Source organism: Pseudomonas sp. Irchel s3a12 (assembly GCF_900187485.1).
Classification (GTDB): Bacteria; Pseudomonadota; Gammaproteobacteria; order Pseudomonadales; family Pseudomonadaceae; genus Aquipseudomonas; species Aquipseudomonas neuropathica.
In genome coordinates this window covers 225868-252041 of sequence record NZ_FYDN01000012.1, presented here as the reverse complement: position 1 = coordinate 252041, position 26174 = coordinate 225868, and the positions used below count along the sequence as shown (strand labels likewise).

The following is a 26174-nucleotide window of genomic DNA, read 5'->3' as shown; positions in this document are numbered from 1 at the left end:
TGCAGGAAGAATGTGCGCTGATTACAGCCTTCAATCGCAGGACTGACAAATCATCCCTAGCACTTTTATCGATACTTTTTTGCACTGGGCATTTGTGGGGCGAACGCAGGGCAGGGCTTTTCAGCGAGGGGGCGCTATCGAATGCGTACAGGTTTCACAGCATTGCGAGGTCCATTGTGGGAGCGAGCCTGCTCGCGAAAGCGGTGTGTCAGCGACAGATTTGCCAACTGATCCTCCGCCTTCGCGAGCAGGCTCGCTCCCACAGGGGGGGGAATTGCGTTGTCAATGGTGGTTTTGTTCAGTCAGGCGCTGCACGGCGAGCCGTCGGTAATGCGAGGGCGTCATACCCTTGAGCTGCTGAAAGCGCCGATTGAAGTTGGAAATATTGTTGAATCCGGACTCGAAACACACGTCGGTCACCGGTTTGTCGCCATCAGCCAGCAATTCGCAAGACTTGCTGATACGCAGCCGATTGACGAACTCGATGAAATTGCGCCCGGTGGCCTGTTTGAATACGCGACTGAAATAGGTCGGCGTCATGCCCAGGTGCTCGGCGACTTCTTCCAGCGAAATGTCGCGGGCGTAATGACTGAAGATGTAATCGACGGCCCGGTTGGTGCGATCGATATTGTGTTCGTCGGCCAGTTGCGGGGTGGTGGCGCCGGACAACAGCTGGAAATCATCACTGGCGGCCAGCAGCTCCATCAGGATAAAAAAGTGCCCGAGGCGGGTGATGCCCTTACTGTCGGCAATGCGCTGCATCAGCGTCATGGCCTGGCGGATCGTGCGCTTGCAGCGAAATTCGATGCCGTACTGCGCGCGCTCCAGCAAGGGCGCCAGGGTTTTCAGTTCGGCGAACACCTGGTGGCCACTCTCGAACAACTCGTCAGTGAAGTTCACCAGCATGTCACGCTTCTCCACGACCTCGTCTTCGGCCACCTGACTGATCCAGTTATGCGGCAGGTTGGGGCCGGTGAGAAACAGGGTTTCGGGGTAAAAGTTGCCGATGTAGTCGCCGATGAAGACCTTGCCTGAGCTGGCCACGATCAAGTGCAGTTCGTATTCCTTGTGGAAATGCCAGCGCACCAGTGGGCACGGAAAACCGTGCTGGCGGTAGATGATGGACAACCCGTTATGGTCATCCATCAACTCGTACGAGGGGTCGGTCACGCGGGCGGTTCGGGTCATGGCCTGAGTACTTTTTCATGATCGCCAGGTGATCATGCCTCGTTTGCCGTGTGGTGCGCCAGCCTCGTTCAAGCCGGCTGTTGGTGGAGGGGCATTCTGGACTTCTCGATGGCTTTCTCCACATTGGCCTGTTGGCAAAAAAACACCACTTTCGAGTTTTTAATGAAGTCGAAGTTAATGATATTGCACTTTTTTGCCCAGTCTGATTTTACGGGATCAAACCAGTTGTCCAGATTGTTGAGAATGCGCAAAGGGCCGCTGGCGATATAACAAGTTGCGCTCAGAGACCAAGGACGCAAGTGGCTGATGGAAGTGCCCATGACTTCTTTTATATAGCCGTGCAACTGGTGGGTGGTCACCAAGGTCTGGTTGATCCATTTATGATTGATTTGTGCCTGGAACCGGCTGTCTCGGGTTTCCCATGTCATCGGCGCGGCAACCAGGACTCGCTGTAGTCGGCTGACTTTTTTAAGTTGGCCTAGTGTCAGGTGGCGGTTTTCGGCAGGAATCATGTGTTGGCCAAAATGCTCGAGCATCAACTGTTTGAATTCAGCGTGGTTGAATTGCGCGTTGCCATTTGTCAATTCGTGGAAGTCAAGAATGATGAACTCATCGAAGCTGCGCTCAAGAAATGCCTTGACGTCGCGGATCAGATCGCCGAGATGGCGCGAAGATGTAAAGCCGTTGTGCTGGAAGCGAAATCTCTCAAGCCCTTGTGCCTGAGCGTCGTACAGCAGGCGTACATCAAGTGCCCGGGAGCCGCGATTGAGTTGCGCATAAAAGGGGATGTCCTGGCATGCCAGCCAGAGGCTCCCGGGAAGCTGAGCGTAGGAGGCTTCCAGGTCGCAGCCTGCATTGTGTGTGCCCGGTAAGGTCAACTCATTGAGAGACAAGTTATCAATCTGTGGTGTGTTGACCATCCATTGATGGGGTTGGAAATCATGAAAGTTCATGGTGTATATCCTGCGTGGATAGTGATTTAAAGTTATATGAGTGCGCGCGCAGGATGTTTATAGAGTCAAGTTCGTATTTGGCCAATCGCTGTTTGAATGCAAGTTATGTAGAGGCCCGGTTTAAGTCTTGGTTTGCTGTGGTGTTGCGGTTTTTTGCTTCAATCCATTGCGCCATATATTGAGTGCTTTTGTGCGCGTGATGGCGCAGCATGCTGCCGGTGAAGTTGTTGTTTCTGAGTGTTTGCAAGTGCTGTTGGCAGTGACGAAGTTTCTCAATAAGTGCCGGTCCGTGTATCGCTTGTTGGTAGCGCTCGGTGAGTAGCTGGGTTCCCGCCAGACAAGCTTCTTGCCAACGCGCCTCGTCCTTGTAAAGCGCCACGGCAGTGTTGGCGAGCTCGATTGCGCTGTTTGAAATGGAGCCGGGCCAAGTGTGATCACCCTGCATTGCCTCAGCACCAACCGGCGTCGTGACGCTGGGTGTACCGCACAGCATGGCGTCGACCAGTTTGCCCTTGATCCCGGCACCAAAGCGCAAAGGCGCCAGGCACACCCGCGCAGCAGACATCACCTGCAACGCATCTTCGGCCCAGTTCATGATGTGGAAGCCTTCGCTGGCGTTATGCAGCGCCGTGGCTTTGGGCGGCGTGTAGGCGCCGTAGATGTGCAATTGGGCCTGGGGCAACTGTTGGCGAATCAGCGGCCAGATGGTGCTCTTCATCCACAGCACGGCATCCCAGTTGGGCGCATGGCGGAAGTTGCCGATGCTCAAGAAGTTCGCCCGTTCTGCAAATGCTACCGGCTCAGCCGTCGGCGGGTCGATCATCAGCGGGCACCAGTGCAGCAATTGCCGAGGCAAGCCGAACTGCTCGATCAGCAGTTCGATTTCCACTTCGGAGATCATCAGGTTCAGATCGCAACGATACAACGCGGCAATTTCGCGTCTGGCCAGATCGCTCTCGGCCATCAGTTCGAACTCGTCGCGCAGGGCCGGGGCAAATACATCACTGAAATCATTCTGGTCCGGATTGACCTTGAGGCGAGACTTGAGCCGTTGGTGGCGCGCATGCCGCAGACTTTGCAGGTCGGAAGTTTCCAGCACGCGCAGTGCCTGAGGGCATTGTTTTTCAACCCGCCAGCCGAACTGTTCTTCCATCATGAACTGGTCAAACAACACAATGTCCGGCGCCAGTTCACTGATGAAGTGGTCAAAGCTGCTGTTGTTGAGTTCGATGGCCACTTCGCAGATGCCGAGTGCAGCAAGATCTGCTTTGTGCTCGCCGGGGCCGGCCGGGCTGCTGAAGGTAATGTCCCAGCCTTGTTGCAGGAGGGTTTCGAGGATCTGCATGACGTGCCCGCTCGCCGCTGAGGAGCGCGGTTCTGGCCAGACGTATCCGATGACCAGGACTTTGGTGGCGGGAGGCTGAATCATGCGAGTTTTTCCTGTGCAGCAAACGAGGGATGCGATGAAGGCGCAATTAAACCATGGCAGGGGCGGTATTTAACACTGTTATCAATATGCTTGGGCTTTACGGTAAAAATGCAGGTGAGAGGGTTGTTCTGCTATTGATTAATGTAATTGTTGTGCAAGATTTGCTAATGGTTATTAGCTTTATAAGTGTGCGGCAGTATTGATAGTTTCGCTTGCGCCACAGTCGTTGAAAGATGCGGTCCGCGTTTTAGTACTGTGCGCAGGAGACTATATGAACAATCAACTATCCGGGCTTTATGCCGGCTCCGAAGAATCGTTACTGTGGTTGCTGGACCCTTTGGCAGATGCCGATGAGACGCCAGTATTGTCGAGGGCGAGAAACGCCAGTTCGGTCTTGTCGTCAGGGGATGTCGTGGAAGGCGTCAATGTAAAAGAGCTGGCTCAGGAGATACTGCAAGGGTGTGCCGCAGTTATGGATGAGGTGAGTTTTGATCCTGCTCATTTCATTCGCGAGCGTATTGATGAAACTGTATTGGAAATTGTCATTGAAGACGATGTTCGCAAGCGTATTCAGCATGATTCCGCTGTCAGCGTTAAGTATTACGAGTTGGAAGCGCCCAAGCGCAGCGACTCGCTCCAAGGAGAGAAAAAAGCGGTTGTCTGGAAAGAAAAAGCATTCACTCTCGCAGAAATCTGCACTGACTATCACGTGCGTGTTCTCAAAGGACTCTATGGAGTGACCATACAGTGGCCTTCCTATTATCCGCAGAAACTCAGGGAGGTGTTCAATGATGCGGATTATCAAGAGGACTTTAAACAGTATGTAAAAGATAACTTGCGATCGCCTGCGGTTAGCGCATTTGGCCGCTTATTGAAAAAAACAGAGCTGAACAAGTTGGTCGTGGAATTCATCAAGAGTGGTGATCGCTCCCTGGATGATCAAGTCATCGCTTTCGAGTATCTCAAAGGCATGATTCCACCACGCTTGCTTAACTTGCACAGCGATCCTGATTTGAATGTAGATAACGCTGTTTTTATCGGACGAAGCAATCTGGACCGTGGCCTGGTGTTTTTCCTAGGGGAAGACAGTGCGGCCTTCGAGTTTCCCGCCGGACATGATGCCCGTGGGCGTTTTGTTGAAAATAACCAAGACTTCCAGAAGCGCCTGCTCAAGCGCGTGCCGTTACGCGATCAACAGAAACCGTATGTTCGTGATTTCAAATATCGCGGCGCAGAATTTCCCGTGTTCGTCACCCGTGCCAACTACCGGGAATTGGTATTTCGATCCAGTTCGGATATCGGTCAGGATTTGTTCGATCGTCAAATCGCGCGGGCACTTGCCGACATCGATACGCTCGTTTCAACGCAAGCCGAACGCTGGACCGATTTTGCATTGGAGGCGGCCGGTTATCTCCTGCAATGTGTTGCGTTTGCCGCCTCGTTGCCTTACGGCGGAACGGCGGCATTCGCGTCTGCTCCGATTCGCATGCTGATTCCTTTTCTCCTGGGACTCGGGGCTTCCGCGACCGATTTGATTCGTGCAGAGATATCGGATGATCCTTCCGAGACCGAGCGGTTGCGGATCAACGCCGCGATCGGTTTGCTGGCCGAACTTGCAGGCCCGATAGCCGAAAGGCTGATCGGCAAGACATTGTCGCTTGCGCTCAAGAGAGACGTGGGGCGCCGGGTGCTCCAGGCGCTCAAAAACAGCAATCGGCCTTCGGTCTTTCGCCGCTCGGCGACACGGCTGCGTCAACAGTTGGCGAGCACGACAGGAAAAGAGATTCCAGACGCGGCCAAAGGCTTGCTAGTTGCCGGTTATCTCGCCGAGTTGTCAGGCGGCCCGAACGTAGCGCAAAAGCTGGCAACGGAGACGCGGGTCATCCGCTTGTCTGGTCCCGAAAAGGGCTTTGTTTATCAGGGGTTCGTCTTTCGGGGAGACATGCGAGACCCTTCACTCATCTTTCAGAAGGGATTTACCCAGCGCGCACCGATCAAGCACCTCGATCAGATCAACGGTTTGAAGGGGGGATATGGCGGCGCTCATGACGCACTCAGTCCTGATGGCGCGGGTATTTCCACCTCGGCATTCTATAAAAAGGACGGGGCGGGAGCCTTTGTCTATGGGGGACAGAAGGGTGGATTTACCTATTTCATCGACGCACGCCAAGTGGAAGGCTTTCATTTATACGCCAACACCGAACTGGCTTTTCGCCCCAACTCAGGCTTGAAAACCCTGCCACCGCTGGAGATCAATTATGGCGTTGACCTACCACCGGGTCTGATTCTGGGCGCCTATGACCCGGCCGGCAACTTCATCGCCAATCCCAAAGCGATCAATCGGGCCATTGCGGCGAGTGAAATCAACCCGCTGGCGGGAGCGGGCCGGGATGTGGGCAACAAATTACGTCAGCCATTTGCTGACGGAGAGTTGTTGTCACCCGTCGATTTCGGCAACGAAGCGCTGAACGCGCAGGAAGCGCTTGTGATGGCGGCTCAGTCTGCGTCGGAGGGCATGCGACCTGCGACAGGGAAGGTTGATAGCAGTGATATCAGTGCCTTCCGGGAGCGGCAGAACGCTAAACGAGATCGCTTGAACGCGAGAAACTGACACCTCAGGAAACCTCTGCCAGTTCGCGGTAAAGCATTTTGCCGATGAAAAAATGGCAATCGTGCGCCGGACTGGCATCCATGGGCTCGACAAAAACGAGTGTTGCGGGGGCACTGGCAACGGCTGAGGTAAGCAAATATCAATATGCAGAAGTCGCACAAAGCTATTCCGTGAGCGATACGCTTGATGTACCTATTGAAGAATGCTTTTGACTTTGTCGCGTAATTGATCGATGGAAAATGGCTTGCCGATTACTTGCATGTCAGCAGGGGCGTCAATGTTTTCGGCATAACCACTGGCAAACAGAATCGGCAGGGCGGGGCGCAGTTTTCGTGCTTCGCCTGCCAGTTCGCGGCCATCCATGCCAGGCAAGCCGACATCGGTCATCATCAGGTCAACCTCTTTGGTGGCGTCCTTGAGAACCTCCAGAGCCTGTTCGCTCCCATCTGCTTCGAGCACCTTGAACTCCAGCTCCTCCAGCACATCGACGATCAGCATGCGCACGATGTCGTCGTCTTCTACGACAAGGATGGTGGGGGCGGGGGTAGACATATTAAGGCTCTCGAAAGTCAGTTCAGGGTCGCCGGTCGATCAAAAGTGCCGGGCTCTTTCATCAGTAAGTGGCGCAGTGCCACAAGTTCCCTGCCTGGGACAAAAAAAGCATAGCCGCAGACGGGACCGCAAGGATAACTGTTCAAGGCTGTAAAGGTGCTGGTGCATGTAGGAATTTGCGGCGAAAGATGTGAGAAAAATGGATCCACGCCGTCGTTTTGGGGCAAACTGCCGGTTTTTCAACAGTTCGACAAGGCTGCCCCATGTCCTCTCCGTCTACGGTTGATGAGCAACGGTTTCGCAAACTCCTGAGTCGCAACATCAGTCTGCCTTTGGGCGTCGGTGTGCTCAGTGCCGTGTTCTTCGTGTCGCTGATCACTTATCTGCTGTCGGTAATCCAGTGGGTGGAGCACACCGACCGGGTGATCAATAACGCCAACGAAGCGGTGAAGCTGACCGTGGACCTTGAAACCGGCATGCGTGGTTTCCTGCTCAGCGGCGACGAGCATTTCCTCGACCCGTACGAAACGGCCAAGCCGCGCATCGCGGTGGCCCTCAGTACCTTGCTCGAACTGACCGCCGACAACCCTGTACAAACCGATCGTCTGCGCCGTCTGCAAGCCTTGCAGGTTGAGTGGTCCAATTATGCCCAGTCGATGATCGATCTGCAGCGCTCCAGTGGCGACTACCGGGGCGCGGTCAAGGCCGGACGCGGCAAACGCCTGACGGACGAGATCCGCAAGCAATTCGAAGACGTCATCGAGACCGAACAGGTCCTGCGCACCACGCGCAATGAAGACGTGCGCCGCACCACGATCTGGAGCATCAGCCTCTATCTGGTGTTCATTGCCGGTATCAGTGGCTTGCTGGCCTATATCGGCCGGCGTGATCTGGTCAACCTGTCGACCAACTACAGCGCCAACCTTGCCGCCCAACAAGCCAGTGCCGAACGTCTGGAGCAGCAGGCCTGGTTGCGCAATGGTCAGACCGAGCTGGCCGAGCAGGTGCTGGGGCAACTGACGCTGAATCTGCTGGGGCGCAATATTCTGCAGTTCTGCGCGCAATATCTGGGCACCGCCGTGGCCGCACTGTATGTGCGTGAAGAACACGGCGGCCTCAAGCGGGTGGCTACTTACGGTTTCTCCCGCGAGCAGGAAGAACAAGATCAGTCGATCTACAGCGGCGAAGGCATTGTTGGCCAAGTGGCGCAGCAGGCGCGGTTGATCCGTCTGGATTCGGTGCCGTCGGACTACTTCAAAGTCAGCTCGGGGCTGGGCGAAGGCTTGCCGCACAGTGTGCTGGTGGTGCCGACCAGCGATGACGACCGCGTCAATGGTGTGATCGAGCTGGGTTTCCTGCGCCCGCTCAATGATCGCGATATCGAACTGCTGGAGCTGATTGCCGCCAACATCGGTACGTCCATCGAAGCTGCGCGCTACCGTCAGCGTTTGCAGGAAGTGCTGGCGGAAACCCAGCAACTCAACGAAGAGTTGCAGGTGCAGCAGGAAGAGTTGAAAACCGCCAACGAAGAACTGGAAGAGCAGTCGCGGATTCTCAAGGAATCCCAGGCGCATCTGGAAACCCAGCAAGTCGAACTGGAACAGACCAACGAGCAACTTGCCGAACAGGCGCAGACGCTGGCCGAACAACGCGACGCCATGGATCTGAAAAACACCGAACTCAATCAGGCTCAGGTACAACTCGAAGAGCGCGCCGAAGAGCTTCAACGCTCGAGCAAGTACAAGTCCGAATTCCTCGCCAACATGTCCCACGAACTGCGCACGCCGCTGAACAGTTCGCTGATTCTGGCCAAGTTGCTCGCGGAGAACCCACAGGACAACCTCAGCGCCGAACAGGTCAAGTTTGCCGAGTCGATTTACTCCGCCGGCAACGATCTGCTCAACCTGATCAACGACATTCTGGACATCTCCAAGGTCGAGGCGGGCAAGCTCGAAGTGATTCCGGAGAACACCAGCGTGGCGCGTCTGGCCGATGGCCTGCGCAGCGTGTTCGAACCTTTGGCGGCAGACAAACAGCTGACCTTCAGCGTCGATGTGCAACCTGGCGCACCGGGCATGCTCTACACCGACCGTCAGCGGCTGGAGCAGGTGATCAAGAACCTGCTGTCCAACGCCGTGAAGTTCACCGAGAAGGGCGCGGTCAGCCTGACCGTCGCTGGCCAGCCGGATGATCGGGTCGCGTTCATCGTGCGCGATTCGGGTATCGGCATCGCCGCCGACCAGCAGGAAAGCATTTTCGAAGCCTTCCGCCAGGCCGACGGCACCACCAACCGCAAGTACGGCGGCACCGGTCTGGGCCTGTCGATTTCGCGGGATCTGGCGACCTTGCTTGGCGGTTCGATCAGCGTCAGCAGCACACCGGGGCAGGGCAGTGTGTTCACATTGCTGTTGCCGCAGCAGTTCAACGAGTCCAATGAAGTTGCGTTCGCACCGTTGACCTTTACCCCGCCAGCGGCGGTGGCCAGCGCGCCACTGGCGCCGGTTGTTTCGCCGTTGGCGCCGGTGCATATTCCGCGCTTCGCCGATGACCGCAACAAGGCTCCATTCGCCACGCGCTGCATTCTGGTGGTGGAAGACGAGCCGAACTTTGCGCACATCCTCTACGATCTGGCGCATGAACTGGGCTATCAGTGCCTGGTGGCCCATGGCGCGGACGAAGGTTACGACCTCGCCAAAGAGTTTGTGCCGGACGCGATCCTGCTCGACATGCGCCTGCCGGATCACTCCGGCCTCACCGTGCTGCAACGCCTGAAGGAACACGCTGGAACCCGGCACATCCCGGTGCATGTGATTTCCGTCGAGGACCGTGTCGAAGCGGCAATGCACATGGGCGCGATCGGCTATGCGGTCAAACCGACCACCCGCGAAGAGCTCAAGGACGTGTTCGCCCGTCTCGAAGCCAAGCTGACCCAAAAGGTCAAACGCGTGCTGTTGGTCGAGGACGACGATTTGCAGCGCGAAAGCATTGCCCGTCTGATCGGTGACGAAGACATCGAAATCACCGCCGTCGGCCTCGCGCAGGATGCTCTGGAGCTGCTGCGCACGACGATCTACGACTGCATGGTGATCGACCTGAAGTTGCCGGACATGCTCGGCAATGACCTGCTCAAGCGCATGTCCACCGAAGACATCTGCTCGTTCCCGCCGGTTATCGTCTACACCGGGCGCAACCTGACCCGCGATGAAGAGGCCGAACTGCGCAAGTACTCGCGCTCGATCATCATCAAGGGCGCACGTTCGCCAGAGCGCTTGCTGGACGAGGTCACACTCTTTCTGCACAAAGTCGAATCGCAGTTGTCCCATGAACGGCAGAAGATGCTCAAGACCGCGCGCAGCCGCGACAAGGTCTTCGAGGGTCGCAAAGTGCTGTTGGTGGACGACGATGTGCGTAACATTTTCGCCCTCACCAGCGCCCTGGAGACCAAAGGCGCAGTCGTGGTCATCGGCCGTAACGGGCGTGAGGCGATTGAAAGACTCAATGAGGTCGAGGACATCGATCTGGTGTTGATGGACGTGATGATGCCGGAAATGGATGGTTTTGAAGCCACCATTGAAATCCGCAAGGATCCGCGCTGGCGCAAGTTGCCGATCATCGCGGTGACGGCCAAGGCCATGAAAGACGATCAGGAGCGCTGCCTGCAGGCGGGGGCCAATGATTACCTGGCCAAGCCTATCGACCTGGATCGCCTGTTCTCGCTGATTCGCGTGTGGTTACCAAAAATGGAACGCATTTAGTGGAACGCAGTACGCCAGCCGAACGAAACAGTGAAATCGAACTGCGCTTGTTGATTGAGGCGATCTACCTCAAGTACAGCTACGATTTTCGCGATTACTCCGGCGCTTCGATCAAGCGCCGGGTGCAGCACGCGCTGAGCCAGTTCGAGTGCGCGACCATTTCGGCATTGCAGGAAAAGGTTCTGCATGACCCGACAGCGTTCATGCAGTTGCTGCAATTGCTGACGATTCCGGTCAGCGAGATGTTTCGTGACCCGTCGCACTTCCTCGCGATCCGCCGGGAAGTGGTGCCGCTGCTGCGCACTTATCCGTCGATCAAGATCTGGATCGCCGGGTGCAGCACGGGCGAGGAGGTCTATTCGATGGCGATTCTGTTGCGCGAGGAAGGCCTGCTCGATCGCACGATCATCTATGCCACCGATATCAACCCACGCTCGCTGGACAAGGCCAAGCAGGGGATTTTCTCGATGGAGAATGTTCGTGCGTACACCGCCAACTATCAGCAAGCTGGTGGCCAGCGATCGTTTGCCGACTACTACACTGCAGCGTACGGTTACGCGATTTTCGACAAGAGCCTGTGTGAGAACGTGACCTTCGCCGACCACAGTCTGGCGACGGACAGCGTGTTCTCCGAAACTCAATTGATTTCCTGTCGCAACGTACTGATTTACTTCAACAAGAAACTTCAGGACCGCGCCTTTGGTCTGTTTCATGAATCGCTGTGCCACCGCGGCTTTCTAGTACTGGGCAGCAAGGAAACGCTGGATTTCTCCGGTTACGCGAATCAGTTCGAAGCGCTGGTCAAACAAGAACGGATCTACCGCAAAACATGAACGAGGCCGTGGATTTACCTCGCGTCGACGCAATAGTGGTCGGAGCTTCCGCCGGTGGCGTCGAGGCGCTGTTGAGCCTGCTCGGACCGCTACGCCGAGGCTACAGGTTGCCGATCATTGTGGTCCTGCACCTGCCCGAAGAGCGCCGCAGCCAATTGGCCGAGGTCTTCTCCCGGCGTGTGGAGATGCCGGTGCACGAGGCTGCCGACAAACAGGACATCGTTGCCGGCAACGTGTATTTCGCCACGCCGGGTTATCACCTGTCGGTGGAGCAGGATCGCAGCCTCTCGTTGAGCCTCGAGGAGCGCGTGCATTATTCACGGCCATCGATCGACTATCTGTTTGAGTCGGCCGCCGACGCCTACGGTTCTTCCTTGGCCGCTGTACTGCTGACCGGCGCCAATCACGATGGCGCGCGCGGGTTGGCCGAGGTCAAGCGCTGCGGCGGTTTGACCATCGTCCAGGACCCCGAAGACGCGCAAGTCGCCACCATGCCCTTGGCTGCACTGAAGATTCAGCAGCCGGATCATGTCCTACCCATTCACGGCATCGGCCGTCTGCTTGTCGAGCTGGAACGAATCGCATGCTGAGTAATATCCAAGCCAAACTGCTGATCGTCGATGATCTGCCGGAGAACCTGCTGGCGCTCGAAGCGCTGATCAAGCGCGAAGACCGTACCGTCTATAAAGCTCTATCGGCGGATGAAGCGCTGTCGTTGTTGCTGCAACATGAGTTCGCCATGGCCATCCTCGACGTGCAGATGCCGGGCATGAATGGCTTCGAACTCGCCGAGTTGATGCGTGGTACCGAGAAAACCAAGAATATCCCGATCATTTTCGTCAGCGCCGCCGGCCGTGAACTGAATTATGCGTTCAAGGGTTACGAGAGCGGGGCGGTGGACTTTCTGCACAAGCCGCTGGATATCCATGCGGTCAAAAGCAAGGTCAATGTCTTCGTCGATCTGTACCGCCAGAGCAAAGCGCTCAAGCAACAGCTCGAAGCCCTGGAGCAGGCCCGTCGCGAGCAGGAAGCGCTGCTGCAACAACTGCAGAACACCCAGCTGGAGCTGGAGCAGGCCGTGCGCATGCGTGATGACTTCATGTCCATCGTTGCCCACGAAGTGCGGACGCCGCTCAACGGCCTGATCCTCGAAACCCAGTTGCGCAAGATGCACTTGGCTCGGGACAACGCTGCGGCGTTTACCCTCGACAAGATGCACGCCATGGTCGACCGCGATGAGCGGCAGATCAAAAGCCTGATCCGCCTGATCGAAGACATGCTCGACGTGTCGCGCATTCGCACCGGCAAATTGTCGATCCGACCGAGTCGTTTCGATCTGGTGCAACTGGTCAGCAACCTGCTGCAAAACTTTGCGCAACAGATCGAAGCCGCTGAAACCGAAGTGTCGTTTACCGCGCCAGTACCGGTGGAAGGCCATTGGGACGAGTTCCGCATCGAGCAGGTAGTCACCAATCTGCTGACTAACGCTCTGCGTTACGGCGGTCGCAGTCCGATCCAGGTGCGGGTTTACTGTGAAGGTGATGAAGCGCGGATCGAGGTGCAGGACCGTGGCATCGGCATCAGCCAGGACAACCAGAAGCGTATTTTTCAACAGTTCGAACGGGTTTCCGCCAAGACGGTAGTGGCCGGGCTCGGGCTGGGTCTGTTCATTTCCGAGCAGATCGTCGCCGCCCATGGCGGCTCCATCGTCGTCGAGAGTGAAATCAACGAAGGCGCCCTGTTTCGCGTTTGTCTGCCAATCCAGGAAAACGGCAAATCCGACGCAACCTCTGAGTGACCACACGGTCGTATCAGCAGCTATTGACCGAACAAAGGCTTCCCATGAGCGTAGATGCACAAGATGTAGTACTCGTCGTCGAGGACGAACCGGTTATCTTGATGGTCCTGACGGATTACCTGTCAGGGCAGGGGTATCGCGTGTTGCAGGCCGAAAACGGCGAGCAGGCGTTCGAAATTCTTGCGAGCAAGCCACATCTGGACATGTTGATCACCGATTTCCGCTTGCCCGGCGGGATCTCCGGTGTGCAGATCGCCGAGCCGGCCGTTAAGCTGCGCCCGGACCTTAAAGTGATTTTCATCAGCGGTTATCCGCAGGAAATCCGCGAAACCGGCAGCCCGATCACGCGCAAGGCGCCGATCCTGGAAAAGCCGTTTGACCTGGATGTGTTGCAGGAAAAGATTCAGGAATTGCTCGCCTGATATCTGTGTAGGAGCTGCCACAGGCTGCGATCTTTTGATGTTGATCGTTAAAAGCAAGATCAAAAGATCGCAGCCTGCGGCAGCTCCTACAGTTTCAGTAATATCAGCTTTTGATCATCTCCCGCACCTTGGCGGTCAACAGATCGAAAGTGAACGGCTTGGTGATCATCTGCATCCCCGAATCGAGGAACCCGCCACGCACTCCCGCGTGCTCGGCGTATCCGGTGATAAACAGGACCTTCAGACCTGGCCGATATTGTCGACCAACCTCCGCCAGTTGCCGGCCGTTCATGCCCGGCAGACCGACATCACTGATCAGCAGATCGATGCGCTGCGTCGAATTCAGAATCGGCACCGCGCTGTCCGCATCCCAGGCCTCGACGAAGGCATAACCCAACTCACCGAGTACCGCGCAAACCAGCACGCGCACGGCCGGGTCGTCTTCGACGATCAGCACGGTTTCGCCGTCAAGCGCATCCGGCAATTGCGGAATATCGGCGACGGGGCTGGCCAGTTCTTCGCCGCGAAAGCGCGGCAAGTACAGTCTCACTGTGGTGCCTTCATCGATCTCGCTGTCGATCGAGACATGGCCGCGTGACTGCTTGCTGAAACCGTAGATCATCGACAGGCCCAGTCCCGTGCCCTGGCCGATCGGTTTGGTGGTGAAAAACGGATCGAACGCACGGTTGATGACACTTTGTGGCATGCCACTGCCGTTGTCGGTGACGCTGAGCATCACGTAATCACCGGGTTCGAGGTTGTTGTAAGCCTCGGTGAATTCGCGCTTGAGCACCTGGTTGCTGGTCTCGACCACCAGTTTGCCGCCGTCGGGCATCGCGTCGCGGGCATTGATCACCAGGTTGAGCAGGGCGCTTTCCAGTTGATTGGGATCCGCCTCCGCAACCCACAGATTGTCGTTGAGGCGCATGTCCAGCTGAATGCTTTCGTTGAGGCTGCGTTGCAGCAACTCGCCCATGGACTGCACCAGGGTGTTCATCTGCACGGCTTTTGAATCGAGCGACTGCCGACGCGAAAACGCCAGCAAGCGGTGGGTCAGGCCGGCGGCACGATTGGCCGAAGTCACGCCCAGATCAATCAGGCTGTCGAGGTCATCGGTGCGACCACGGGCCAGACGTCGACGCAACAACTCAAGACTGCCGATGATGCCAGTGAGCATGTTGTTGAAGTCGTGGGCGATACCACCGGTGAGCTGGCCGACCGCTTCCATTTTCTGCGATTGGCGCAGCGCTTCTTCGTTGTGGCGCAGTTGTGCGGTGCGCTCTTCGACCTGTTGCTCAAGGGTTTCCAGGGTCGACTGCAGGCGCCGTTCGCTCTCACTCAGATCGATCAGCCGGTCGCGGGCTTCGTATTGTCGTCGGCGGCCGCGCAATGCGGCGGAAACCATACTGACCAGCGTCGCCGGATGAAACGGTCGCTCAAGGAACGTCACGTTGCCCAGCAGATCGCTGAGGCGTGAGGAGGGGCCCTGTTCCTGACCGCCGTGATGGGTCAACAGCACAATCGGCAGATCCGACCAGGCAGGTTGCTCTTCCAGATACAGGAACAGCGCTTCCAGTTCCGGCCCGCGCAAGGCTTCGGCGGCGACCAGCACCAGGCCGGCACCGATTTCGATTTCCTTGCACAGCGCACCCAGACTTGGCGTGACGACTCCGCCGTAACCCGCCTCGTTGAGGATCATCAGCGCAATCTGGCTGTCGCGACCCACGGGCGCCAGAATCAGCGCCCGTTCGGCCAGCGGCACTTGAACCGTCACAAGCGCTCTTCCTGCAGTAACGGATTACTCGCGCCGAGGTATGTCGGGACACCGCGCAGTACGCCCTGAAAGGCTTCCAGCGGTTCGCCGATGGTCATGCCTTGCGTGGAAATGCGGTATTCACGAATGGTCGATTCGTGGCTGCCGGTGCGTTTCTTGATGATCGAGATCGCGCGGCGGACTTTGCCTAGTGCTTCGAAGTAGCGCAACAGAATCACCGTGTCAGCCAGATAAGTAATGTCGACCGGCGCTTGCATGTCGCCGACCAGACCATGCTGGGCAACCGTCATGAACGTCGCCGCGCCTTTGCGGTTCAGGTACAGCAACAGTTCGTGCATGTGCAACACCAGCGCGTTCTCTTCCGGCATTGCTGCCTGATAGCCGTTGATGCTGTCGATAACCACGGTTTTGATTTGACCTTCATCGACGCAGCGCCGCACGCGGTGGGAGAACTCGCCCGGTGACAGTTCGGCGGCGTCGACCTGTTCGATCAACAGATTGCCGGTCGCCTGCAGGGCCTTGAGGTCGATGCCGATGTTTTTCATGCGCTCGAACAGCAGGCCGAGTTCTTCATCGAAGATAAACAGTGCGGCTTTCTCGCCACGGAGCACCGCAGCGGCGGCGAAGATCATCGAGATCAGCGATTTACCGGTACCGGCAGGGCCGAGAATCAGCGTGCTGGAGCCGGTCTCGATGCCGCCGCCGAGCAGGGCGTCCATTTCCGGGATGCCACTGGACAGTTGCAAACGCGCATAGTCGCCACGGTGTTCAGCCGCCACCAGACGCGGGAATACGTGCACGCCGTCGCCCATGATGGTGAAGTCGTGGAAACCGCCGCGATATTTCTGGCCCCGGTACTTGACCACTCGCACGCGTCGCCGCTCGGCGCCGTAGTTAGGCGTCAGCTCTTCGAGGCGGATCACCCCGTGGGCCACACTGTGCACGGTTTTGTCGAGGGATTCGGTGGTCAAGTCGTCAAGCAGCAGTACCGTGGCGTTGTAGCGCACGAAGTAATGCTTGATGGCCAGAATCTGCCGGCGATAACGCAAAGAGCTTTGTGCCAGCAAGCGGATCTCCGACAGGCTGTCGAGCACCACACGCGTGGGCTTGAAACGTTCGACCGCTTCGAAAATCTGCTTGGTGGCTTCGCCCAGTTCCAGGTCGGAGGAATACAGCAGGCTCTGCTGGTGCTCAGCATTGAGCAGGCTTTCCGGGGGCGTCAGCTCGAAGATCTTGATGTTGTCATCCAGCGTCCAGCCGTGGGACGACGCCCCTTGCCTCAGTTCGCGCTCGGTTTCCGAGAGCGTGATGTACAACGAGCGTTCGCCGGCTTTCGCGCCGGCCAGGAGAAAATGCAAAGCGACCGTGGTTTTGCCGGTTCCGGGCTCACCCTCCAGCAAAAAAACATGACCGCGAGACAAACCACCGGCCAGGATGTCATCCAGACCCACAATGCCGGTAGCGGCTTTCGCACTGATCAACTCGTTAGAAGTAGACAAAAAATGCCCTCTCATGACTAAGGGAAGCGAGGCCGCCAACTAATTGAGCGGCCTGATTAACTTGACCCTATGGCGTGATGGCAGTTCCGAAATTCCTTGCCGGATGTGTCCAACGAGCGGTCAAAAGTACTTCAGAGGCCTTGCTGTAACGCAGGATCATCGGGGTTCAGCTGTTCCAGTTGCGCCAGCAGGATCTGCACATTCTGCAGTTGTCCGCTTTCCTTCCAGTAATTGATCAGCAAGACCCGCGCCTTGCGGTCGGCGGGGTGGCGCTGGACGATTTCCTGCAACTGCTTCTGCGCCGCTTCCAGTTCTTCGGCGCTGTGCAGGGTGGTGGCGAGGTCGTAGCGATAATCCTTGTTGTCCGGCTCAAGCTCCACCGCTTTGGACAAACCGAGCAGGGCGTATTCGCGCTGATCGTGGTGCAACAGCCAAAGGCCCAAGGCATGTTGCAGATAAGCCGAGTCAGGTTGTGCCTTGAGTTGCTGGCCCAGCAATTGGCGGGCGGCATCGGTTTGGCCCTGGCGATCGAGGACATCGATCTGCATCACCAGCGCCTGCAGATTGCCGGGATCCATGCGCAGGGTATTCTCAAGCGCGACCTGTGCCTCCTTGAGTTCGGCGTTGTGTAGATGCAGTCGGGCCAGTTGCGCGTAGTTGGCAGCGCTTTCCGGCAGGGCCTTGAGCGTTTGCTCCCAACCGTCGATCGCTTGTTGCAGCGGCGCGAAATACAGCCCCAGCTCATCCGGGGTCAAGCCAAGCAGGGCGTTGATCGCGGCGAAGCGAACAGTTTGATCCTCATCCTCGAGCATTGGCCCGAGCAACAGGCTTCGTTGCCCGCCTGGCACCAGTCCGACCACGCTTTTGATCGCCGCCAGGCGCACGGCGGGGGATTCGTTTTGCAGGTCTGTGTCGGCCAGCTTCAACGCCTGTGGACTCGGATAGTTAGGCAGCTCGCCATGCAGCCACACGCGGCGCTTGACCGAAATGTCCGGACGGCCCAGTTGTTGATACAACTGACGCGCCGCGCCCGGTTGCCCCTTGCGCGCGGCATCCAACGCCTCGCTATAGCCGTGTTTGATCGCATCGGGTATGACCGGCACGGTGCTGCGCACGGACAACCACGCGACAATGACGATAAGCACAAGGCCCAGGCTGATAAGCAAGTAGCGGCGAGACTGAGGCATGCAGGTTTCCGAAACAGGCGTTCTTGAGCAGAGCGGCAAGCTTCGGTCAGCTTCGGCCATGAGTCAAACTCTTGCATGCGAATCGCCCTACAAACTGCGTCGACTCAGTTACCCGTCAGGCTTTCGTTGCAGTGTCTACGCTTGCAGAAGTTGCTTCGATGAGTCTACCCATGCAAGCCCTGTTCAATTACTTCAAGGCCGTGATCCACCCCGGTCAGGCCGTCCTGCTGTTTGCCCTGCGGACCATTGCGGCGGGGTTGCTGACGCTGTATCTGGCGTTTCTGTTCGATCTCGATCAGCCCAAGTGGTCGATCATGGCGGTGGTCATTGTCAGCCAGCCGTTGGCCGGAATGGCGCTGGCACGCAGTTTCGGCCAGGTGATCGGCACGACGCTTGGGGCAGCGGTGGCAGTAGTGATCATGGCGATCTTTCCCCAGGCCCCGCTGCCATTCATTACCACTCTGGCCCTGTGGCTGGCGCTGTGCACGGCCGGCGGCACGTTGCTGCGCTACACCAGCTCGCAAGCGTTTGTGCTGAGTGGTTACACCGCTGTGGTCGTGGCGCTATTGGCAATTCCCGACCAGGACGGCACGTTTCTGTTGGCGGTAACCCGCGTCACGGAAACCTTGCTGGCCGTGGCGTGTGTATGTGTGGTCAGTCTGCTGACGGCGAGGCCGCAAGCGGTGGCCAAGGGGTATTTCGCCAAAGTCGATCAGGTGATCAAACTGGCCGCCAGCCATGCCGCCGCCGTGCTTCGTACGGAAGAAAGCGAAGCGGAGTTCCAGCGCCGGCAAATGCAACTGCTCGGCGAGATCAGCGCCCTTGAAGGCCTGCGGCGGCACTTGTATTTCGATGCGCCGCGCTTACGCAGTGCCAGCCATCTGGTGCTGCTGTTGGGCAACCAACTGATGCTGCTGACCTCTCGGTTGACCGCATTACGTCATCAGCGCGAACTGCTTACCGAACGCTGGGAAGGCGATCTGCCGCTGGATATCCAGCGCTTGCGCGCCGAAGAGCTGGCGCTGCTCGATCAGTTGGCAGAGCAGGGGCGAGCGCTACCCGAACCCGCACGCCAGCACTTCGTTAAGCTGCAACAACAGTTCGAGGCGTTGGCGTATCAGGCCGAGCAGTTGACTGAAAACATGAGCGCCACCTTGCGCTCGCTGGCCTGGGCGCTGCGCTGGGAGCAGGCGCGGCTATTGCAGCAACTGGAGCAAATCCTTGAGCTGAGCGATGCGATTCAGGAAGGGCGTGAGGCCAGTTGTCTTTATCGCGGTCAGGTCAGCCCTCTGCATCTGGATTTCACCCTGGCGTCGATGAATGCGATCCGTGCGTTCACCGCGCTGCTGGTCGCCGGATTGATCTGGATCGAAACCGCGTGGGACGGCGCGCGGGGCGGGATGATTCTGGTGGGAATCCTCTGCTCGCTGATGGCGACGTTCCCGCGTCCGCTGATGGCCGCGCAGAGTTACGCCCGTGGCCTGGGGCTGGCGCTGGTGGTCTCGGCGTTCTACCAATTCATGCTGGTGCCGGCGATCAGTGATTTCGAGCTGCTGGCAATGCTGCTGGCGCCGCTGCTGTATGTGATCGCAATCGGTCTGGCCAGCCCGGCGACGGCAGGCATCGGCATGGGGCTGGGGTTGTCGAGTTTCCTGATGCTCGGCCCGCAGAATGTCGGTACCGGGCAGAACACGGCGATTCAATGGTTCGAATTTGCCGGCGCCTATGTCAGTGCGGCCATGCTTGCCCTGATCGTTTATGCGTGGATTTTCCCGTTTCGCCCGGCGTGGCGCCTTCGCCGTTTGTATAACGAAGCGCGCGAGCAGGTGTATGCGCTGACCAAAACGCCCGCGACCGATGAGCAACAGTTTGCCTTTGAAAGCCGCATGGTCGATCGCCTGACCAGCATGCTCGGCCTGCTGCCGGCGGTGAACAGCCGGCCCATGCAGCAACTGTATGAAATCAGCCTGGCTTGCGTAGCTCTGGGTGTAGCGATGCATCAATTGAGGCAGCAGGCACACAACAATGCATTGCTGACGGACGCTTTCAATCAGCGTCTGGCTTCGGCCGTGCGCAAGACCGGGCGCTTTGTCGCCGGGCGGCAGGACGTTCAATTGGCGCCATTGCTGGCCACCCTGCACACATTGGGCGACGAGCTGGATGAACTGCACGTCGCCAGCCATGAGCATGTGTGGTCGCTGTTTCGTATGCGTGTGGCCCTGCTGATCGTGGTGTCATTCCTGCAGCGCCACGGTGACGCCATCCAGCATTCTGTTCCGGAAGGAGAAGCAGCCCTTGCCCATTGATTTCGAGATTGGCGGTGTCTATCTGCCGCCCATTGCTCAGGCGTTATTGTTGGCCATTCCGATATTCATGCTGCTGGACTGGGGATTGCGGCGTTTGGGCGTGTTGCGTCTGGTCTGGCATGAGGCGCTGTTCGAGGGCGCCTTGTATGCCTGTGTGTGTGCCACGCTGATTTTGCTGATGGGAGCCTGATGCCTTGAAAGTGCTATTCACGCGATTGATCACGTTGGCGGTGGTGCTGCTGGCGATCGTCCTCGGCTGGTTTGCCTGGGAACATTACACGCGCGCGCCATGGACTCGCGATGCCCGGGTCAGGGCAGACGTGGTGACGCTGTCGGCGGATGTGTCGGGGCATATTGTCAGTCTGGCGGTGCAGGACAACCAGCATGTGCAGAAGGGGCAACTGTTGATGGAGATCGACCCGGCGCGCTATCGCCTCGCGGTGGAGCACTCGCGGCGTTCGGTGGAAGTGGCGAAGGCAACGCTGGGGCAGTCGCAAGCGGCCATTGTTGCCAGCGAAGCCTTACTCAAGCAGCGGCAAAGCGAAGAACGTCGACGGCGTACGCTCAAGCAGGGTTTTGCGATTTCCGGGGAGGAGTGGGAGAAGTCCAGTACCGATGTGGCGGTGGCCCAGGCGGATCTGCTGCGCAATCAAGCCAATCTCGGCCTCGCTGAGGCCAACGTGCAGTTGGCGATTGCCGCACTGACCCAGGCCGAACTGGATTTACAGCGCACCCGCGTCGAGTCGCCAGTCAGCGGTTACGTGACCAACCTCCTGACCCGTGAAGGTGACTACGCGGTGAGCGGCGGTGCTTTGTTGGCGCTGGTCGACAGTGACTCGTTCTACATCAGTGGTTATTTCGAAGAAACCAAACTGCCACGAATCGGCGAGGGCGATCGGGTCCGCGTGCAATTGATGAGCGGGGAGACTTTCGGCGGCACGGTGCAGAGCATTGCCTTCGCCATTGCCGACCGCGAAAACGCGCCGGGCAGTCGGCTGCTGGCCAACATCAACCCGAGTTACACCTGGGTGAAACTGGCGCAACGGGTGCCGGTGCGGATCGACATTGATGGCGACTATGCCGGCAAGAACCGCCTGCGTGCGGGCACCACAGCGACCGTCACTGTGCTGGAGAACTGATCCCTTTAGGAACAGTGGCGTTCGGGTGATGTGGCGAGGCATAAAAAAGCCCCGCGACCGAATGATACGCGGGGCAAAAAATTTGGTTGGTTGCGGCCAACCAAAGGAGCTCTTTAACAATCGATTACTTGCTGGCGACAGTCTCCGGTTGCCAGCCGCCGCCAAGGGCCTTGTAGATCGCGACAATGCCGCGATACAGGTCAACTTCGGCCTGGGCCTGACTGTCTTCGGCGTTCAGACGTTCACGCTGAGCGTCGAGCAGCACTAGGAAGTCCGTGGTGCCTTCGCGATAGCGGATTTCAGCCAGGTCAGCCGCCTTGCGGCTTGATTCACTCTGACGGATCAACGAGATCAGGCGTTGCTGACGCTTGCCGTAATCGCTGAAGGCGTTTTCCGATTCTTCCAGTGCCAGCAGCACTTGTTGCTCGTAAGTCGCCAATGCGCCTTCGGCTTCAGCATCGGCGCCACGCAAACGCGCGCGTACGCTGCCAAGGTCGAACGCGGCCCATGTGATGCTCGGGCCAAGTGCCCAGGCGTTGGCCGCCGAGGAACCGATTTGCGAACCACGCCCGGCTGTCCAGCCTAGGAAGCCGCTAAGGCTGACCCGTGGGAACAGATCGGCTTTCGCGACGCCGATGCGCGCTGTGGCCGAAGCCAGGTTGCGTTCCGCGCTGAGGATGTCCGGACGACGTTGCAGCAGTTCGCCCGGGTCACCGATCGGCAAGGCTTTGGCAATCGCTGGCAAGTCTTTTGGACTCAGATCAACGGTCAGCTTGTCCGGACGCTCACCGAGCAGGGTGGCGATGCGGTTTTTCTGCCGAACCTGTTCCGCCTGCAACTGCGGCACGGTGGCTTCAACGTTGGCCAGACGCGCATCGGCGCGCTCGACATCGAGCTGATCACCGACACCGGCGTCTCTCAGGCTGATGGTGATCTTGCGCGACTCTTCTTGGTTTTTCAGGTTGGCCACGGCGATCTTTTCGCGCAGTTGCGCACCACGCAGTTGACCATAAGCGTCCACCAGTTCGGCAATCATGGTGACTTGCAGTTGGTACAGATCGGCCTCGGCCGCTTGCTGGTCGGCGTCGCTGGCTTCCAGATTGCGCTGGATGCGGCCAAACAGGTCCAGCTCCCAGGCCATGTCCAGACCGAGGTCATAGCGTTCGCTATTGACCCGGTCGGTGGTCTGGCCAGGGATTTGCCCCTTGGCCAGATCACTGCTGGCGCGGCTGGTGATGGTCGGCATCGCATCGTTGCTGGCGTCGTCGCGGATCGCCCGGGCGGCTTTCCAGCGCGCGAACGCCACGCGCAGTTCACGGTTGCCTTGCAGTGATTGGGTCACCAACTGGTTGAGGGTCGGATCGTCGAATTGCTGCCACCAGATGCCTTCGAATTTAGAACGGTCGAAGTTCTTTTGCCCGGCGGCGCCGTCGGTGGCGGCCGTGATATTGGCCGCCTCCGTGGCTGGGGTCTTGTAGTCGGGGCCGACGGCGCAGGCACTGAGGGCCAGCACCAGCAAACTCGGCAGGAAGACTTTCAGACTCATTGTTGCGCCTCCAGTTTCATGGCCTTGGCCGCTTTGCGGGCCTCACTGCGTTCAACGAAGTTACGGATCAGTACGTAGAACACTGGCGTCAGCAACAGACCGAAGAAGGTCACCCCGAGCATGCCGGAGAACACCGCCACACCCATGGCGTGACGCATCTCGGCACCGGCACCGCTGGAGAACACCAGTGGCACCACACCCATGATGAACGCGAAGGAAGTCATCAGGATCGGCCGCAGACGCAGACGGCAGGCTTCGAGTACCGCCGCGAGCGGATCGAGACCTTCTTCCTGTTTGTCCTTGGCGAACTCGACGATCAGAATCGCGTTCTTACAGGCAAGTCCCACCAGTACGATCAAGCCGATCTGGGTGAAGATGTTGTTGTCACCGCCCGAGATGATCACACCGGTGATGGCCGACAGTAGGGTCATCGGTACGATCAGGATCACCGCCAGTGGCAGGCTCCAGCTTTCGTATTGAGCGGCGAGCACCAGGAACGCCAGCAGTACGCAGAGCGGGAACACGAACAGCGCGGTGTTGCCGGACAGGATCTGCTGGTAGGTCAGGTCGGTCCACTCGTAGGTCATGCCGTTTGGCAGTTCATCCTTCAGCAGTTTCTCGATGGCTTTCTCGGCCTGGCCGGAGCTGTAGCCCGGGGCAGCCGCGCCGTTGATTTCTGCAGTGATGAAGCCGTTGTAGTGCATCACGCGATCCGGGCCCGAGGTGTCGCTGACCTTGATGAAGGTCGCCAGCGGGATCATTTCGCCTTTGTTGTTGCGTACTTTCAGCTGACCGATCTGATCGGATTCGAGGCGGAACTGTTGCTCGGCCTGAACGTTGACCTGATAGGTGCGCCCGAAGCGGTTGAAGTCGTTGGCATACAGCGAACCCAGGTAGATCTGCAGGGTGTCGAAGATGTCGCTGACAGCCACGCCGTGAGTCTTGGCTTTTTCACGGTCGATGGCGGCATCGACCTGAGGCACGTTCACGGTGTAGCTGGTGAACAGCCCGGCCAGTTCCGGCACGCTGTGGCTCTTGTTGATGATGTTCATGGTTTCTTTGTACAGCTCGTCGTAGCCCAGGTTGCCCCGGTCTTCGATTTGCAGGCGGAAACCACCAATGGTGCCCAGACCTTGTACCGGCGGTGGCGGGAAGATCGCCATGTACGCCTCTTGAATGTTCGCGTACTGGCCGTTCAAGGCCCCGGCAATCGCACCGGCGGACATGCTCGGGTCTTTACGCTCGTCGAACGGTTTCAGCGTCACGAAGACGATGCCGGCGTTCGGGCTGTTGGTGAAGCCGTTGATCGAAAGGCCCGGGAACGCTACGGCGCTTTCCACGCCTGGCTGTTTCAGCGCCATGTCAGACATGCGCTTGATCACGTCTTCGGTGCGATCCAGGCTAGAAGCGTCTGGCAATTGCGCGAAAGCCACCAGGTATTGCTTGTCCTGGCCGGGTACGAAACCGGTCGGGGTGCTGGAGAAACCGAAGAAGGTCAGCACCATCAGGCCTGCGTACAGCAGCAGGGCGATGCCGCTGCCACGGATAACCCGGCGCACGGTGCCGACATAGCCATGGCTGGCACGGTCGAAGAAACGGTTGAACGGACGGAACAACCAGCCACCGAAGATCTTGTCGAGCACTTTGGAGAAGCGGTCTTTCGGTGCGTCATGGCTTTTCAGCAACACGGCGGCCAGTGCTGGCGACAGGGTCAGCGAGTTGAACGCCGAAATCACGGTCGAGATTGCAATGGTCAGTGCGAACTGCTTGTAGAACTGCCCGGTGAGGCCGGAGATAAACGCTGCCGGAACAAACACCGCACACAGCACGAGCGCCGTCGCGATGATCGGGCCGGTCACTTCACGCATCGCCCGTTTGGTTGCTTCGACCGGTGTCAGTCCGAGTTCGATGTTCCGTTCGACGTTCTCCACCACCACGATGGCGTCGTCCACTACGATACCGATCGCCAGTACCAGGCCGAACAGCGACAAAGCGTTGAGTGAGAAGCCGAACAGGTGCATCACCGCAAACGTACCGATCAACGATACCGGTACCGCCACCAACGGAATGATCGAGGCGCGCCAGGTTTGCAGGAACAGGATCACCACCAGTACCACGAGAATCAGTGCTTCGAAGAGGGTGTGAACCACCGCCTCGATCGAACCGCGCACGAAGATCGTCGGGTCATAGACGATGCTGTAGTCCATGCCTTGCGGGAAGTTTTTCTTCAGCTCGTCCATCTTGCCGCGAACTTCGTTCGAGATGTCGATGGCATTGGAGCCTGGGCGCTGGAAGATCGGAATGGCCACTGCCGGCTGGTTGTCCAGCAACGAACGCAGCGCGTATTGGCTGGAGCCCAGCTCAACGCGAGCGATGTCTTTGAGGCGAGTGATTTCACCGTTGTCGCCTGCGCGAATAATGATGTTCTCGAACTCTTCCTCGCTGACCAGTCGGCCCTGAGTGTTGACCGACAGTTGGAAGCTCTGGGCATTCGGGGCAGGGGGCGCACCGAGTTGACCGGCCGCGACTTGACGGTTCTGTTCACGAATTGCCGTGACCACATCAGTCGCCGTCAGATTGCGCGAAGCGGTCTTGTTCGGGTCAAGCCAGACACGCAGCGAGTAGTCGCCCATACCGAACAGCTGTACGTCGCCGACACCGTTCAGACGAGCGAGCTCATCCTTGATGTTGAGGATTGCGTAGTTGGACAGGTAGAGCATGTCGTAGCGCTTGTCCGGGGAGGTCAAGTGCACAACCATGGTCAGGTCGGGCGACGCTTTGTCGACGGTGATACCGATGCGCGTCACTTCCTCGGGAAGCTTCGGCTCGGTGCGGGTCACCCGGTTTTGCACCTGCACCTGCGCATTGTCCAGGTCAGTGCCCAGAGCGAAGGTAATGGTCAGGGTGATCTTGCCGTCGGCGGTCGACTGCGAGGACATGTACAGCATGTTCTCGACGCCGGTGATGGCTTGCTCCAGCGGAGCGGCCACGGTTTCACCGATGACTTTAGGGTTGGCGCCCGGGAAGTTGGCACGCACCACCACGGTCGGTGGCACGACTTCCGGGTATTCGCTGATCGGTAGCTGGAACAGCGAGATCGCACCGGCGATCAGGATCAACAGCGACAGCACCGCTGCGAAGATCGGCCGTGAAATGAAGAATTGGGAAAAATTCATCGGAGT

The 26174-nt window shown here is 58.2% G+C and carries 18 protein-coding genes; 9 read left to right on the top strand and 9 right to left on the bottom strand.

The genetic code is table 11. The features are described 5' to 3' along the window. Positions 1-282: 282 nt before the first annotated feature. The 3 genes from CKW14_RS21125 to CKW14_RS21115 all read right to left on the bottom strand — a co-directional run bounded on the left by CKW14_RS21125 (position 283) and on the right by CKW14_RS21115 (position 3570). Entirely contained in the window at positions 283-1188 is a 906-nt protein-coding gene (locus tag CKW14_RS21125) for an AraC family transcriptional regulator (protein WP_095050859.1), read from the bottom strand. A gap of 68 nt (positions 1189-1256) precedes the next feature. Beyond that, on the bottom strand, positions 1257-2141 hold the full coding sequence (locus tag CKW14_RS21120) for a phospholipase (protein WP_095050858.1): 885 nt from the start codon (positions 2139-2141) through the stop codon (positions 1257-1259). Positions 2142-2244: 103 nt separating this feature from the next. Next, entirely contained in the window at positions 2245-3570 is a 1326-nt protein-coding gene (locus CKW14_RS21115; RefSeq protein ID WP_095126072.1) for a glycosyltransferase, read from the bottom strand. 271 nt (positions 3571-3841) lie between these two features. Here CKW14_RS21115 and CKW14_RS21110 point away from each other — a divergent pair, with 271 nt between their 5' ends. Continuing rightward, entirely contained in the window at positions 3842-6181 is a 2340-nt protein-coding gene (locus tag CKW14_RS21110; RefSeq protein WP_095126071.1) for a hypothetical protein, read from the top strand. A gap of 192 nt (positions 6182-6373) precedes the next feature. Here the strand turns inward: CKW14_RS21110 and CKW14_RS21105 are convergent, their stop codons facing one another. Then, a complete protein-coding gene (locus CKW14_RS21105; RefSeq protein WP_095126070.1) occupies positions 6374-6733 on the bottom strand; it encodes a response regulator in 360 nt (119 codons plus the stop codon). 263 nt (positions 6734-6996) lie between these two features. Here CKW14_RS21105 and CKW14_RS21100 point away from each other — a divergent pair, with 263 nt between their 5' ends. The 5 genes from CKW14_RS21100 to CKW14_RS21080 are packed head-to-tail and all read left to right on the top strand — an operon-like array spanning position 6997 to position 13541. Continuing rightward, on the top strand, positions 6997-10488 hold the full coding sequence (locus CKW14_RS21100; RefSeq protein ID WP_095126069.1) for a response regulator: 3492 nt from the start codon (positions 6997-6999) through the stop codon (positions 10486-10488). Beyond that, positions 10488-11321, top strand: a complete 834-nt coding sequence (locus CKW14_RS21095) for a protein-glutamate O-methyltransferase CheR (protein ID WP_093431257.1) — start codon at positions 10488-10490, stop codon at positions 11319-11321. Before CKW14_RS21100 ends, CKW14_RS21095 begins: the two co-directional genes overlap by 1 nt. Next, positions 11318-11911 carry a chemotaxis protein CheB gene (locus tag CKW14_RS21090; RefSeq protein WP_095050853.1) on the top strand — a complete coding sequence of 198 codons (594 nt, stop codon included), beginning with the start codon at positions 11318-11320 and terminating at the stop codon, positions 11909-11911. Before CKW14_RS21095 ends, CKW14_RS21090 begins: the two co-directional genes overlap by 4 nt. Beyond that, the gene (locus tag CKW14_RS21085) at positions 11905-13119 is read left to right on the top strand and encodes a hybrid sensor histidine kinase/response regulator (protein ID WP_095050852.1); all 1215 of its coding nucleotides are present in this window, start codon (positions 11905-11907) and stop codon (positions 13117-13119) included. The genes CKW14_RS21090 and CKW14_RS21085 overlap by 7 nt, the downstream gene beginning before the upstream one ends. A 44-nt stretch (positions 13120-13163) precedes the next feature. Further along, positions 13164-13541 carry a response regulator gene (locus tag CKW14_RS21080; protein ID WP_003225116.1) on the top strand — a complete coding sequence of 126 codons (378 nt, stop codon included), beginning with the start codon at positions 13164-13166 and terminating at the stop codon, positions 13539-13541. A 103-nt stretch (positions 13542-13644) separates the two neighbouring features. On the opposite strand, the gene CKW14_RS21075 is transcribed toward CKW14_RS21080, so the two are convergent. The 3 genes from CKW14_RS21075 to CKW14_RS21065 form a co-directional block, all read right to left on the bottom strand. Further along, positions 13645-15315 carry an ATP-binding protein gene (locus tag CKW14_RS21075; RefSeq protein ID WP_095050851.1) on the bottom strand — a complete coding sequence of 557 codons (1671 nt, stop codon included), beginning with the start codon at positions 15313-15315 and terminating at the stop codon, positions 13645-13647. Next, entirely contained in the window at positions 15312-16814 is a 1503-nt protein-coding gene (locus tag CKW14_RS21070) for an ATPase domain-containing protein (RefSeq protein ID WP_093431272.1), read from the bottom strand. The genes CKW14_RS21075 and CKW14_RS21070 overlap by 4 nt, the downstream gene beginning before the upstream one ends. A gap of 131 nt (positions 16815-16945) precedes the next feature. Then, the gene (locus tag CKW14_RS21065) at positions 16946-18001 is read right to left on the bottom strand and encodes a tetratricopeptide repeat protein (RefSeq protein ID WP_095050850.1); all 1056 of its coding nucleotides are present in this window, start codon (positions 17999-18001) and stop codon (positions 16946-16948) included. Positions 18002-18171: 170 nt separating this feature from the next. On the opposite strand from CKW14_RS21065, the gene CKW14_RS21060 reads away from it, so the two are divergent. From CKW14_RS21060 to CKW14_RS21050, 3 genes are read left to right on the top strand one after another with little or no spacing between them, the layout of a single operon-like run. Next, positions 18172-20307 (top strand): FUSC family protein, encoded by a 2136-nt coding sequence (locus CKW14_RS21060; protein WP_095050849.1) that lies wholly within the window; start codon positions 18172-18174, stop codon positions 20305-20307. Further along, the gene (locus CKW14_RS21055; RefSeq protein WP_007914938.1) at positions 20297-20497 is read left to right on the top strand and encodes a DUF1656 domain-containing protein; all 201 of its coding nucleotides are present in this window, start codon (positions 20297-20299) and stop codon (positions 20495-20497) included. Before CKW14_RS21060 ends, CKW14_RS21055 begins: the two co-directional genes overlap by 11 nt. Positions 20498-20501: 4 nt before the next feature. Continuing rightward, the gene (locus tag CKW14_RS21050) at positions 20502-21446 is read left to right on the top strand and encodes an HlyD family secretion protein (RefSeq protein WP_095126068.1); all 945 of its coding nucleotides are present in this window, start codon (positions 20502-20504) and stop codon (positions 21444-21446) included. A 124-nt stretch (positions 21447-21570) separates the two neighbouring features. On the opposite strand, the gene CKW14_RS21045 is transcribed toward CKW14_RS21050, so the two are convergent. Beyond that, positions 21571-22992, bottom strand: coding sequence for an efflux transporter outer membrane subunit (locus CKW14_RS21045; protein ID WP_095126067.1), 1422 nt, complete (start codon positions 22990-22992; stop codon positions 21571-21573). After that, complete coding sequence (locus CKW14_RS21040) at positions 22989-26168, bottom strand: efflux RND transporter permease subunit (RefSeq protein ID WP_095126066.1); 3180 nt, start codon at positions 26166-26168, stop codon at positions 22989-22991. The genes CKW14_RS21045 and CKW14_RS21040 overlap by 4 nt, the downstream gene beginning before the upstream one ends. Positions 26169-26174: the final 6 nt, after the last annotated feature.

Bases quoted from the DNA above. Each gene is read 5' to 3' on its own strand.
- CKW14_RS21125 (WP_095050859.1), bottom strand. From the start codon at position 1,188: ATGACCCGAACCGCCCGCGTGACCGACCCCTCGTACGAGTTGATGGAT.
- CKW14_RS21120 (WP_095050858.1), bottom strand. From the start codon at position 2,141: ATGAACTTTCATGATTTCCAACCCCATCAATGGATGGTCAACACACCA.
- CKW14_RS21115 (WP_095126072.1), bottom strand. From the start codon at position 3,570: ATGATTCAGCCTCCCGCCACCAAAGTCCTGGTCATCGGATACGTCTGG.
- CKW14_RS21110 (WP_095126071.1), top strand. From the start codon at position 3,842: ATGAACAATCAACTATCCGGGCTTTATGCCGGCTCCGAAGAATCGTTA.
- CKW14_RS21105 (WP_095126070.1), bottom strand. From the start codon at position 6,733: ATGTCTACCCCCGCCCCCACCATCCTTGTCGTAGAAGACGACGACATC.
- CKW14_RS21100 (WP_095126069.1), top strand. From the start codon at position 6,997: ATGTCCTCTCCGTCTACGGTTGATGAGCAACGGTTTCGCAAACTCCTG.
- CKW14_RS21090 (WP_095050853.1), top strand. From the start codon at position 11,318: ATGAACGAGGCCGTGGATTTACCTCGCGTCGACGCAATAGTGGTCGGA.
- CKW14_RS21085 (WP_095050852.1), top strand. From the start codon at position 11,905: ATGCTGAGTAATATCCAAGCCAAACTGCTGATCGTCGATGATCTGCCG.
- CKW14_RS21080 (WP_003225116.1), top strand. From the start codon at position 13,164: ATGAGCGTAGATGCACAAGATGTAGTACTCGTCGTCGAGGACGAACCG.
- CKW14_RS21065 (WP_095050850.1), bottom strand. From the start codon at position 18,001: ATGCCTCAGTCTCGCCGCTACTTGCTTATCAGCCTGGGCCTTGTGCTT.
- CKW14_RS21060 (WP_095050849.1), top strand. From the start codon at position 18,172: ATGCAAGCCCTGTTCAATTACTTCAAGGCCGTGATCCACCCCGGTCAG.
- CKW14_RS21045 (WP_095126067.1), bottom strand. From the start codon at position 22,992: ATGAGTCTGAAAGTCTTCCTGCCGAGTTTGCTGGTGCTGGCCCTCAGT.
- CKW14_RS21040 (WP_095126066.1), bottom strand. From the start codon at position 26,168: ATGAATTTTTCCCAATTCTTCATTTCACGGCCGATCTTCGCAGCGGTG.